Origin of the sequence: Blautia sp. 1033sp1_1033st1_G9_1033SCRN_220408 (genome assembly GCF_040929965.1) — a bacterium.
Taxonomy (GTDB): domain Bacteria; phylum Bacillota; class Clostridia; order Lachnospirales; family Lachnospiraceae; genus Blautia_A; species Blautia_A ammoniilytica.
Window position 1 is genome coordinate 18,472 of record NZ_JBFKZO010000028.1, and the last position, 12,374, is coordinate 30,845.

13 protein-coding genes and 1 pseudogene are annotated in these 12,374 nt (G+C 39.7%); 10 read left to right on the plus strand and 4 right to left on the minus strand.

Translation table 11 applies throughout. The features are described from left to right. Positions 1–6: 6 nt before the first annotated feature. A complete protein-coding gene (locus tag AB5916_RS15675) occupies positions 7–1,200 on the plus strand; it encodes an ATP-binding protein (RefSeq protein WP_343019444.1) in 1,194 nt (397 codons plus the stop codon). 147 nt (positions 1,201–1,347) lie between these two features. On the opposite strand, the gene AB5916_RS15680 is transcribed toward AB5916_RS15675, so the two are convergent. Then, positions 1,348–1,911, minus strand: coding sequence for a hypothetical protein (locus AB5916_RS15680; RefSeq protein WP_368191713.1), 564 nt, complete (start codon positions 1,909–1,911; stop codon positions 1,348–1,350). A 413-nt stretch (positions 1,912–2,324) separates the two neighbouring features. Here AB5916_RS15680 and AB5916_RS15685 point away from each other — a divergent pair, with 413 nt between their 5' ends. The 5 genes from AB5916_RS15685 to AB5916_RS15705 all read left to right on the plus strand — a co-directional run bounded on the left by AB5916_RS15685 (position 2,325) and on the right by AB5916_RS15705 (position 5,910). After that, positions 2,325–3,071, plus strand: a complete 747-nt coding sequence (locus AB5916_RS15685; RefSeq protein WP_343019443.1) for a hypothetical protein — start codon at positions 2,325–2,327, stop codon at positions 3,069–3,071. Continuing rightward, on the plus strand, positions 3,061–3,414 hold the full coding sequence (locus tag AB5916_RS15690; RefSeq protein ID WP_343019442.1) for a hypothetical protein: 354 nt from the start codon (positions 3,061–3,063) through the stop codon (positions 3,412–3,414). The genes AB5916_RS15685 and AB5916_RS15690 overlap by 11 nt, the downstream gene beginning before the upstream one ends. A gap of 54 nt (positions 3,415–3,468) precedes the next feature. Beyond that, positions 3,469–4,005 (plus strand): DUF308 domain-containing protein, encoded by a 537-nt coding sequence (locus AB5916_RS15695; protein WP_343019441.1) that lies wholly within the window; start codon positions 3,469–3,471, stop codon positions 4,003–4,005. A gap of 192 nt (positions 4,006–4,197) precedes the next feature. Next, positions 4,198–4,899, plus strand: coding sequence for a guanylate kinase (gmk, locus tag AB5916_RS15700; RefSeq protein WP_081019634.1), 702 nt, complete (start codon positions 4,198–4,200; stop codon positions 4,897–4,899). A 282-nt stretch (positions 4,900–5,181) separates the two neighbouring features. Continuing rightward, positions 5,182–5,910 carry a DUF554 domain-containing protein gene (locus tag AB5916_RS15705; RefSeq protein ID WP_343019440.1) on the plus strand — a complete coding sequence of 243 codons (729 nt, stop codon included), beginning with the start codon at positions 5,182–5,184 and terminating at the stop codon, positions 5,908–5,910. 20 nt (positions 5,911–5,930) lie between these two features. On the opposite strand, the gene AB5916_RS15710 is transcribed toward AB5916_RS15705, so the two are convergent. Beyond that, positions 5,931–6,617: a LysR substrate-binding domain-containing protein gene (locus AB5916_RS15710; RefSeq protein WP_343019439.1), complete on the minus strand. Its 687-nt coding sequence runs from the start codon at positions 6,615–6,617 to the stop codon at positions 5,931–5,933. Positions 6,618–6,703: 86 nt separating this feature from the next. Between AB5916_RS15710 and AB5916_RS15715 the strand changes: the two are divergent. Then, positions 6,704–7,114 (plus strand): annotated as a pseudogene (locus AB5916_RS15715) (biotin--[acetyl-CoA-carboxylase] ligase); the annotation flags it as partial. Positions 7,115–7,236: 122 nt separating this feature from the next. Next, on the plus strand, positions 7,237–7,581 hold the full coding sequence (locus AB5916_RS15720; RefSeq protein WP_015530004.1) for a DUF6145 family protein: 345 nt from the start codon (positions 7,237–7,239) through the stop codon (positions 7,579–7,581). 155 nt (positions 7,582–7,736) lie between these two features. Here the strand turns inward: AB5916_RS15720 and lon are convergent, their stop codons facing one another. Together lon and AB5916_RS15730 are read right to left on the minus strand one after the other, a co-directional pair. After that, positions 7,737–10,007: an endopeptidase La gene (gene lon / locus AB5916_RS15725; protein ID WP_055162931.1), complete on the minus strand. Its 2,271-nt coding sequence runs from the start codon at positions 10,005–10,007 to the stop codon at positions 7,737–7,739. Positions 10,008–10,106: 99 nt separating this feature from the next. Next, positions 10,107–10,721, minus strand: a complete 615-nt coding sequence (locus AB5916_RS15730) for a TetR/AcrR family transcriptional regulator (protein WP_117579232.1) — start codon at positions 10,719–10,721, stop codon at positions 10,107–10,109. Positions 10,722–10,984: 263 nt separating this feature from the next. On the opposite strand from AB5916_RS15730, the gene AB5916_RS15735 reads away from it, so the two are divergent. Both AB5916_RS15735 and AB5916_RS15740 read left to right on the plus strand, forming a co-directional pair. Beyond that, the gene (locus AB5916_RS15735) at positions 10,985–11,353 is read left to right on the plus strand and encodes an SCP2 sterol-binding domain-containing protein (RefSeq protein WP_055146971.1); all 369 of its coding nucleotides are present in this window, start codon (positions 10,985–10,987) and stop codon (positions 11,351–11,353) included. 28 nt (positions 11,354–11,381) lie between these two features. After that, entirely contained in the window at positions 11,382–12,359 is a 978-nt protein-coding gene (locus AB5916_RS15740; RefSeq protein WP_343019478.1) for an alpha/beta hydrolase, read from the plus strand. Positions 12,360–12,374: the final 15 nt, after the last annotated feature.

The window sequence follows — 12,374 nt, forward strand, 5'->3', positions numbered from 1 at the left end:
CGTAGCATGCAGCTTATCGTAAGAAAAGAGTATTTAAACGAACTGATTGAATTGTATGGGACACCGGATATAAAAGTAATTACAGGCATCAGACGAAGCGGTAAATCGGTATTGCTGCAAGAGTTTGTCTCTTATCTGCAGTCATTAGAGGAACTGGTAAATATTGTTATGATAAACCTTCAGGAATTAGAGTTTGATCATTTATTGGAGTATCATGCATTGCATAAGTATGTCTTGGAACAGTACAAAGAGGGAATGACGAATGTTTTATTGATTGATGAGGTTCAGCTATGCCCGCAGTTTGAACTTGCAATTAATAGTATTTATGCAAAAGGAATTTATGATATTTATATTACCGGTTCAAACGCATTTTTGCTAAGCTCAGATTTAGCGACACTTTTTACCGGAAGAACGATGGAAATAAAAGTATATCCATTTTCTTTCGTGGAATATCTAACTTATTATGGAATTACAGACAGGTATGATGAAGCTTTTGATCAGTATGTCCGAATTGGTGGTATGCCTGGATCTTATGTATATAAGACTGAGGACAGACAGTATGATTACGTTAGGGATGTGTATTCAACCATTCTTATCAGAGATTTGGTTGAAAAGTATAAAATAAGAAATAAATCAGAGTTCACTAATATATCTGAATTCATGATGGATAACATCGGTAATTTACTTTCGCCTAATAATATCAGCAAAACTTTAAAAAATGACCAGGGTGAGATAACCAGAAAGACGGTGTCAAAATACATTGGGTATTTGGAAAATGCATTTCTGTTCTATGAGGTAAAACGCTATGATTTAAAAGGGAAAAAGTATTTGGCAAATAATAGTAAATATTATCTTTGCGATACATCATTTCGTTATGCAGTCAATGGTACACGAAACATGAACTTTGGAAGAGTTTACGAAAATATTGTTTATCTGGAGTTGCGTAGGAGAGGATATGAGGTATATGTGGGAAAACTTTATAAAAAGGAGGTAGATTTTGTAGCAAAGAAACGTGAGGCTCAAATATATATTCAGGTAAGCGATAATATTTCAGATGAAAAAACATTTGAAAGAGAATATTCGCCTTTGCTTGCAATAAGAGATGCATATCCTAAGATGATAATTGCAAGAACACATCATGAAACTTATGATTATAAAGGAGTGCAAGTGGTTGATATCTGTAGATGGTTACGAGAATAGTACCAACTACTGAGTTCATAACTATACAAGGTGTCAGGCAGATCTGAATAAACAGGCGCAGGAACTGATTTATGCATAGCTGATAAAAAGTAAGACCTATTGTGGAGTCATTATCCACGATAGGTCTTTCATAGTTTTGGCACTTTTTTAAGACGGAATCAACACACATGCACAATATCCCGGAGCTGGTTGAAAACAGTAGATGGTCAGAGTCTTGTCGATTTCCGGACTATAATCATGCAGGATATGTTTATTGCCGTTTAACGCTACATCCGCATAAGTAACAAGCCATTTTTTATCCCCGTTTTCAAAGACTTCATAAAATGAACGATTCAACATTTCTGAAACGGGAACGCCCTCAACAACAGCCATTTCATCATTGCAGTAACGAAATACAAAGTCTACACCATGTCCATTCGCATCAAATACAAGCTCAATAATACAAAAAGCAAGTGGCATATCATTGAGAAAGCTACAGTTATCAAATAATTGAAGAGAGCTGTCTTCTGAAACATCCGAAAGGTCCTGCGTATTTAAACCAAGTTCCTTACGGATTTGTTTGTGCTGACTCAGATTACGTTTTCTTCCTTGAAAGACAGCACCATCAGTCATTGTATAAAGTCCTTCGTCAGATATATGAACAATTTGATTTTTTCGAAGAACAACGCCTTTTGAGATGTTTAGAAAATCTTCTTCCGGTAAGTAGAGCATAAGTTCTTTTATCGGGATTGTAGTCGTAATGCTTTCTCCCGAGGAAAGCGTAATGATTGTGTGAGGATTCTGTCTGGTAAGGTAAAAAATATCTGAACTTTTGATATTCTTTCGTTCGAAATATAGTGGAACATTATAACGCATATGAGACCTTCCTTTATTGTGATAATTTTATATTACTATAGTTGTTTTGAAAATACAATAGAAATAATTAAAATGCAATAATTAATGAAAATAAAATGCACTTTAATTGAGTTCCACAACAATTCATCTAAGAAACATCAAATAAAAGCGCAGATTTGAGCAAAAAATATTGCTGATTAACCGTGTGAGTGGCATTATAAAAAGGTATAAATAATGATACAAAACGAATCATCAGGCAGAGACAGGAATAAGGAAGGAGTGGGAAGCGGATGAAAAGAAGAATTTCGAAAAGGATTATTGCAATTGGAATGAGCCTTTGCGTAGCATTTTCGATTATGCCTTTATCGGTAAGTGCAGAAGCAGAGACTGCTGCACCGGCAGTTAAACAAAATAATCTATGGGTGAGTACCGGAAAAACATTTGTCAATCGTATTTACACAGTAGGGTTGACTACTTGTGGGTCAGCACTTGTCAGAATTGCCGGAGCGACAGAGAGTGAAGGATTTCAGAAAGTAGCTTCATTTGTTAATAAATGGATTTGTGGAGGCAATAACACTGGACAGACACTGGCAGAAATTCAGGCTCTTTGTAATGAGATACTTAATGAAGTTAAGATCGTTGATCAACATCTTAAAGAGTATGATGCAGAAATAGAGAATACACTTCAGAAAATACAGTACACAGAAGCGAAAAATGAGCTGAATCAGCAATGGTCTAAAGATATAGATGTATATGAAACTGCCGGAAATGTAGGAAATACATTGAGCGCCTACAATGCAAATTCAGAGTGTGTTCTGAATTATGAGATTATGAATAAAGATGAGAGTATTCAAAATGGGACATGGTATTCAAATGGATTTTTATTTAATCTATTTACGGGAGCAGGTCAAGAAGCAAAGGATCAATTAAGACTGAACCGTAACCAGTTATATAATAAAAATCTTTCTGTCTGGGGTGGACAGTACACCGGTACACTTAATTTCTATACAAAGATTGTAGATGTACATGCAAATTAAAAAAGAGTGGAGTAATACAAGAAAAAGCTTGTTAAAAATCTTTTTTATGTCGCTCGTTCTTGTATGTATTTGTACTTTATCAGTTCCAAGGAAATCTCTGGCTCAGGAGACAACAGATTCTGCAACTTATGCGGGAAGTACCAGCGTAAAAGCATATGTGACAGGAAATTCCGAAAATGAGCAGGAGAACCATCCCGAAGATGAGGAACATTTACAAGACGAAAGCACAACAAATGCGAAAACAGGAGACGAGAGCAATGCAAGAATTTGGATTGCGATATTGATATTCTCAATGCTTGTATTTGGTTGTGGAATAAAATATAAAAAGGTAACAAATAAATAAAAAATTGTGTTATCATAGAAAAAAAGAAATGTAAAAATGAAAGGGGCAGCAAAAATGAAGGAGAATAAAACAATTAAAATTATCACATTAATCACAGGAATCCTGACAGTGCTGTTAGGTTTTTATGCAGTAGTTCGACCTATGAGGACTTTTTTAGCAATCGGATGGATTCTTGGAATGCTTCTCTTCGTGAATGGTATTGAACTTGTGATACTTTCATTGTCAAAAGAGAAGAAAGATATCGGAGGATGTATTCTTGGAGTCCTGGAAGGACTTGGCGGTATCATTTTATTGTTCAGTGGCGTACAGAGATTTCTTACAGATATCATGGCAACTTATCTGGTTGGTGCCAGTGTCCTGATTTATGGTATCTTCCAGATTGTAGCCGGAGTGAAGAAGTTTAAAGATTCTAAGGGAAAAGCAATTTTAGCAATTGTTTGTGGTGTGTTATCTGTTATTGTAAGTATTATAGCCTTTACACATCCGGTATTGACTATGTTCTCAGTTGGATATATGATCGCATTTGTTGTTTTAATGCAGGGAATCAATATGATCGTACTTGCTGTGAATTTTGGAAAAGAGAGTGAGTAAATCAAAGAAAAATAGTAAATGACTAAAAGAAGAGAACTCCAGTAAAATGAGAGTTCTCTTCTTTTTTTGTTATGGAAACAGAAATACAAATCACAGGACAACAAGTAAAACTGAGTTCATCTGTATGAAAAATATGCTTGACGCAATATATTGTCTGAATTTATAATAAAAAAGTGTAAATCATACGAAAATATGGTTGAGAGGAAGGAAGAAACGGCGATGAAAAAGGAATATTTGGACAAGATTGCAGAATATGGACAGTTGATTGTTGTTTCGGGACCGTCGGGTGTGGGGAATAAGACGGTTTTGAGAGAGTATTTGCAGGATCATGAACAGGCGTGTGTCAGTGTATCTGTGACAACGAGAAGACAGAGAAAGCATGAAATAGACGGAAAAGACTATTGGTTTGTGTCTGTACCGGAATTTGAGCGAATGGTTCGTATGGGTGAGATGTTGGAATATACATATGTGAATGGTAATGCTTACGGAACAACGAAGAAAAGTGTAGAGGAAGCGCGTGCAAGAGGGAAAAATGTAATTCTGGATGTGGATACAATCGGAGCAATGAAGATTCGTGCACTTTGTCCGGATGCTACACTGATTTACATTTTGCCGCCATCTTGGGATGAATTAAAGAGCCGGCTGTCTAGTACTGGAATTTACACCGAAGAAGAAGTGAATGCTTTAATGGAAATAGCAGAAGAAGAGATTTCATGTGCCAATAGTTATGATTACATTTTGGTCAATGATACAATTTCAAATACTTTGAGTCGTTTTGCACAGATTATTCATAGTAATCGCTATAGCCGTAACTGTATGAAAGAATTTCTTGATAGTTACATAGACGGAGAAGTGAAGCCTCATGTTCAGTCATACAAAGAGGCATTACTGTAAATTTTTTGATTATTGGAAATATTCTTTGAAAGATGGCACATATTTTGCGAAAGAAGATTCGGATGAAAAACAGAGGAGAGTCGTTTCGTCTACCTTGTTTTTAAAGAAAACTTACAGCGTATGCTCACGGACAGTGAGTTCACTGTAAAAGAACGTATATATAGGGAAAATAAAAGCTTTACATTATAAAAGTATTATGATAAACTGAATATCGAACTGAAAATTTGCAGTGTAGGAGATTTCTTACACCGCATCTGTGTTTTAGAAAGTAGAGGGATGAATATGCCAATAGGAGTTATTATCAATGCCCTGTCGGTTGCAGCCGGCGGTGTGATCGGGGCATTATTTGGGCACAAGCTGCCTGCAAAAATCAATTCGGAACTTACCAAGATATTTGGTGTCTGCTCAATGGGAATGGGAGTTAGTTCCATTGGACTTATGAAAAATATGCCTGCTGTTATTTTTGCAGTGATAATTGGAACTGCCTTTGGTCTGGCAGTCAATCTGGGCGGAATTATTAATGGCGGAGCGACCTGCATGGAGAAACCAGTGGGAAAATTCTTCCCAAATAAGAACAAATCCATGTCCAGAGAAGAGTATATGTCAATACTTGTGACGATCATCGTATTGTTTTGTGCCAGTGGGACAGGGATTTATGGTTCACTGGATTCCGGAATGAGCGGTGATCATACAATTTTGATTTCGAAGTCGATTCTGGATTTCTTTACTGCGATGATTTTTGGAGGAACATTAGGTATGGTGGTTGCTGCAGTTGCAATTCCGCAGTGTGTGATCTTCCTTATTATATTCGCAGCAGCAAAATTTATCTTCCCACTGACCACGCCGGATATGATTGCCGACTTCAAGGCATGTGGAGGCTTCCTGCTTCTTGCAACTGGTTTCCGAATCGCAAAGATTCACGATTTTCCAGTCGCAGACATGATCCCGGCCATGGTGCTTGTGATGCCGGTGAGCTGGTTCTGGGTAAATATGATCGTACCGATGCTGTAAAGTAGAAGAAATGTATCATTCTATATTTCAGCATGTTCCAATACATAATTCTTAAAATTCGTAACAACAGGTGCCTGATAAACATTCTTCAAAGTTGCCATGTAGAAGAGTCTCTCCCAGGACGGAGTTGAAATTTCTATGATTGAAACCGGTAAAGAGGAAAGAATCGGCATTCGCGGCACAACTGCGATGCCGAATCCGGCACTGACTAATCCGGCAACACCCTGATCTTCTTCCATTGAGTAAGCAATCTGAGGGTATCCGCCACATTTTTCAAATAACTTGTCAATTACATGTCTTAAACCGCTTCGCTTAGAGAAAACGATGTGCGGATACGTAAGCGCTTCTTTTAGATCAATCGAAGTTTTCCCGTCCAAAGGATGTCCTTCCGGTACGATCAGTACAAGCTCTTGTTTTGCGACGGGAACAAACTCAACGAGCGGTTCATTGTCCATCTTGGAACAAAATGCGATGTCGTATTTTCGCTCTTTTAATCCCTGGATCATGTCGGATGTGAGTCCGGTTGAACTGTGAAAATAAAAATCGATTTTTTTGTTAGGCGTGGAATCCAAAAAACCTTTTACAAAGTTCGGAACAACTGCACTGCTGAGCGTACGGAGTTCAACAATATCGATGCGGCCTTCCCCAAATCCGGTCATCTGCAGTTTATTGATGCTTGAATCCAGCATATCCAAAGCCTGTTCCACATCGACAAGAAAAGCCTGTCCACATTTTGTGAGGACAACGTTACGTCCATCTTTTTCAAAGAGTTTTACTCCGAGCTCACTTTCCAGAGATGAGCACTCAGATCGATTACATTAATCATGTAACGATTGGTGTAGGGATCAATGTGAACCTGACAGAGTTCCCTGAGGAGATCCGTGAGACAGCGACATCGCTCAGACTGGAATGTGGACATGTGGTAAAGAGAGCACCGTTGATCGCAGCAGTGATGAAACGCTTTGAACAGAATTACACGGTTTTCCTTGAACATGGAGATCTGTCCGGTCTAAAAGAACGTTACAGCGAATTACTGGTTAATAAAGACCGTGAGGTCCGGATTCTTGGCGCGAAAGAACAGTACAATGCTTACGCACTTGGAATCAATCAGACAGGAGAATTGATCGTTCGGAAAGAAGATGAAACCGAAGAGGCGGTGTATGCCGGAGAAGTTTCGGTGCGCGGCGTATATGGGTATGTATAACCAGGTGGATAAGACCTACGGAATGTGAATAAGTCATCGGGATTATGCAGTGAATGTGGAAAATATGGAAAGGTAAGTACTGTTTACAGAAACTGTGGGCAGTGATATAAGGTGTAAAAATTATGGATGAAGAAATGGTATTGTGTGCGGCCAGCTCCTATGAGCAGAAATATTATCTGAACCCGGAATTTGAATCTCTTCCGGAAGCAGTGAAACAGGAACTGCAGATCATGTGTGTGTTGTATACAGCGGATGTTGGAGGAGTTCTCCTGCTGGTGTTTGATGAGAATGGAAATCTTGAGTTGAAAGTAGAGCATAACGAGGGTGATTTCTCATTCGATGAGATTGGTAGTGTACTGAAGATCAAAGAGCTGCAGGACACAAAGGAAGAGCTTTTCAAGTCTCTTGAAATGTTTTACAAAGTATTCTATCTCGGAGAAGAGATGGAAGAAGAGACAGAGGAATAAATAGTCAGATAAATAGATTACGGTTTATCTGTCGAATTTTAAAACTATAAAAAAGCCCATGGCGGAATCTGAATGATAAGTTTGTTGAACTTATCATTCAGATTCCGCCATGGGCTTTTGTTTCTCATAGTTTCCGTTTAACGATAGGTCACTTTTTATCCGAGCAATAACTTCAGAACGTCGCTGACCTTTTTCACCGGAGTGATTTTCAGCTTATCCTTTACTTCAGCAGCTACATCTTCGAGATCATCTGCGTTGTCAAAAGGAATCAGTATTTTTGTAATACCGGCCCTCTGGGCAGCCATCAGTTTCTCAGGAAGCCCACCGATCGGAAGTATACCTCCGCGGAGGGAAACTTCACCGGTCATGGCATAATCCGGGCTGACAGCCTTTCCAGTAACAAGGGAAGCAAGTGCTGTGGTTAATGTAATGCCGGCAGATGGACCGTCTTTTGGAACAGCTCCTTCCGGCACATGAATGTGCAGATCATGATCCTGGAAAACCTTGCTTTCTTTAGGATAAAGAGACTTCACAAGTGTCAGTGCAATCTGTACAGATTCTTTCATGACATCTCCAAGCTGTCCGGTGATGATCACCTTTCCTTCCCCTTCTGTCAGCTTTGTCTCTATAAACAGAATCTCACCGCCTGCCTGTGTCCATGCAAGTCCGGTGACAACACCAGGCTGTGTGGAAGTTAATTTCTGGTCATGATGCAGTTTCTTACGGCCGAGATAGTCTTTCAGATTCGATTTATTTACTGTCAGAGTCTGCCCCTCTTCTTTTACAAGACGCACAGCAGCGGAACGACAAAGCATATCAATCTGTTTCTTAAGTCCACGGACTCCGGATTCCATCGTATAATCTTCAATGACCTTGCGCAATGCACCATCCGTTATCTTTAACATTTTCTTCTGGATTCCCATAGCGTCCATTGCCTTTGGAAGTAAGTGTTTTCTGGCAATATGGAATTTTTCCACCGCCGTATATCCTGGAAAATCGATCACTTCCATACGGTTCAGAAGCGGTTCAGGAATCGTATCTGTAGAATTCGCTGTGCAGACGAACAGAACATTGGATAAGTCATATGGAACATTCATATAATGGTCTGTAAATGTACTGTTCTGCTCCGGGTCAAGCACCTCAAGCAATGCACTTGCCGGATCTCCGCCATAATCTTTCGCAAGCTTATCTACTTCATCAAGAACTACAACAGGATTGGAAACGCCGCTGCGTTTAATCCCTTCCATGATCCGTCCCGGCATAGCGCCGATATAAGTTCTTCTGTGACCGCGGATCTCAGCTTCATCTCGGATACCGCCGAGACTGATGCGGACATATTCGCGGTTTAACGCACGGGCAATACTCTGTCCGATACTTGTCTTACCGGTACCAGGCGCACCGACAAAAAGGAGGATGGAACCATACTGTTTCCGGTTCAGTGCCATAACAGCAATCTGCTGGATGATACGTTCTTTGACTTTCTTAAGTCCATAATGATCTTCATCAAGAATCTCTTCTGCCCGGTTTAAATCAATTGGTGTAAATTCCGGATGCTTCCAGGAAAGACTGGTGACAAAATCAAGATAGTCATAGAGAAGCCCATATTCATGGCTGTCTTTTCCTTCCTGCTTCATACGATTCAGGACTTTGTCCGCTTCCTTACGGGCATCTTCATTCATGCCGGATTCCTGGATCTTTTTTTCAAAAGCACGGACATCGGAAATGTTTTCCGGGTGCATCTCATCTAATTCTTTCTGAAGGTAATCGATCTGCTTCTTAATTGCAGCTTCTCTGTAAAGCTGCTCCTGGTCACCTTTCTGTGCCTCCTGTGCTTCAGAAGAAACTTTGGCAACTTCCATGAATTCTTTGATCGCATTCTCAATCAGTTCACAGCGCTCACGGCGGGAATCTGTCTCAACAATTGCATATTTTTCTTCGGAAGTAATATTCAGATAATCTGAAAGAGCAGAACCAAGGTCATAGATATTCTTTCTCTGGATAATGTAGCTTCTTGCCCAGATCCCCCATTGATAATTCTGAACAAATTTCAGAAGCGAGTTCCGCAGGTTTGTGAAAGTCTGCTTCTCTTCTTCTAAAGGAAGATCATCTACCTCCGGGCGGATGGAAGCTGTAGCTGTAATCTGTCCGTTCTCATCCAGCTCAATATCATCAAGACTGACACGTTCTAATGTACGAATCTGGATGCTGTCATCATCACCGATGGATTCGACTCTCGCAGACATACCGACCGGGTAAATATCATCTATAGTAACAGTAGTCTCATCCACTTCATTTTTCAAAAATGGAAACAGAATATCTGTACCGACTTCAATCTGGTCTGCAGCAGCCCCCGGAAAGAAATCACGTTTAAAAAAATAAGTGATATCAGGGAGCAATAATATATTAAAAACAGGACGAATAATCATAAAAACACTCCTTTCGTCTCATGATTTATCATATCACCGTCAGCGATTCAAAATGGTGGGATATGTTGTGTAATGCAGGTGCCGCGAACAGAAAACTGCTTACAGCTGTGCCATCAGAAAGTTTAGCGATCCCGCAGGATTCTCAGTTCCCTTTTCCAAAAGAGAGACAAGAGCAGAGATTGTCTGTTCAATCTCATCTGCTGTTGAAGGTACTAAGGTGTTATCCATCTTAACAGTCAGTACAATCAGTACGATCTCAGCAAGAGAAACAGGGTCAGCACAGCGGATTAAATCCTGTGCAATCCCTTGTTCAATAATGGAAGCAAGAACCGGCTTGAGTGAAACGATGAGATGATTCATGTACTTTTGATGAAGAAAAGCCCGTTCCGGTGCAGCCTTTGTAGTTGATGGCTGTGTCTTTAAAAAAGCCGCAGAGGAATTTCGGCAGGCCTGAAAGATCAGAGCCATGCGTGTGAAAGGTGAAATCTCTCTTTGCTCTGCAAGATGTCTTGCTGTTGTTATTGGAGCTTCATAATTGCGTTCTACCAGTGCTTCAAGAATTGCATCTTTGGAAGAAAAATAATAATAAATACTTCCTTTTCCAATTTCAGCAGTCTGAGCAATCTCACTGACAGAGATATTAGAAAGTTCTTTGGTTTCCAGAAGCTTTTGAAGAGCATCCAGAATCTTATCGTATTTTAATTGTTTTGGCATAGAAATCCGCCTCGTATATTCGTAAGTATATTTGGCCAGTTCCAGATTACGGGAATTGACCGATATCCTTTTAAGTATAGCACAATAAAGTCAGAAGAACCAATAAAATAGAAATAAAAAAGAGGACAAAAAAAGGACACTTTAAAACAAAAGATTGTCTGAAATAGATAATTGACCACGGGTCGAAAAAGTGATAGATTAAAAACATAGCAAATCGACCACTGGTCGAAAAAAGAAAAACTGAAAAGGAGAGGGAGAGAAAAATGACATACGCAGACATGTTTTCAAAAGTAAAAGGGATGATGATGGAAGCAGACGTAAGTACTGTGAATGAACATCTTGCATATCAGTTTAATATAACAGGAGAAGCAGAGGGAATCTTTTATGCAGAGGTAAAAGAAGGAAAGCTGTATGTGGAACCATACGAGTATTATGACAGAGATGCGATTTTTACTTGTTCGGCAGAGACATTATTTAAGATCAATGAGGGAAAGCTGGATCCGGTTCTGGCAGTAACACTGGGAAAATTGAAAGTAGAAGGCAACATTGACAAAGCTTTGTATCTGAAAAAACTGATTGATAGCAGAAAAGCAGAACAGAATGCAATAAAGAAAACACAGAAACAGAAATAACTGTAAAAAGGAAGCAAAGGTGAAAAAGATGATGCATTACGGAAAACTTCTTGCACTTGCAGGCCTGGTGGGAATCGTATCAGCAGAGGCAGGTGGAAGTGCATACTTTTACAGAAGAACAATGATGCGTTATAACGCAAAGACAGAACGCACGATGAAGATGTCCGGGGTAGACTGGGATCAGTATTTCTCAAAGATGAAGGAATGCAGGGAGTGGATGATGGAGCAGCCTCATGAAGATGTCTGGATCCGGTCGGAAGACAGTTTGAAGCTTCATGGAACGTATTTCCGGGGATCAGGAAATGTCGAAGAAAAGAAATGCAAAAAAGCAGTGATCTGTTTTCATGGCTACACGAGCCAGGGGCTTGCGGATTATGGAAGTATTTCAAATTATTATTTGAAGCGTGGTTATAACGTTCTTCTTGTTGATCAGAGATCACATGGGCAAAGTGAAGGGAAATACATTGGATTCGGATGTAAGGACCGTTATGATGCATATCGATGGATTGAATGGGTGATTGGACAGGAAGGAGAAAATGTTCAGATTCTCCTGCATGGTAATTCTATGGGAGGCGCCACAGTATTGATGGCAAGCGGGCTTGATCTGCCGCAGCAGGTAAAAGGAATTATTGCAGATTGTCCGTTTACTTCGCCCAAGGCAGTGTTTACACATGTACTTCACAGTATGTATCATCTTCCGGCGTTTCCAATGATACAGATTGCGGATGCGGTGAATAAAAAACAGGCAGGATATGGACTGGATGAGTGCAATTCTGCCCGTGAAGTCAGAAAAGCAAAAGTTCCTGTCCTTTTGATCCATGGAGACGCCGATACATTTGTTCCATGTAGTATGTCTGAAGAAATTTATAAAAACTGTAAATCTCCAAAACAGAAGCTGATCATCCACGGGGCAGGACACTGCGAAAGTTATTATAAAGACAGAGAATCTTTGAAAATTGGTGCGATTTCCTCAATTACTTTGATGCCAGTATCCATTTTCAGCTGAGTTTTATCAATCATA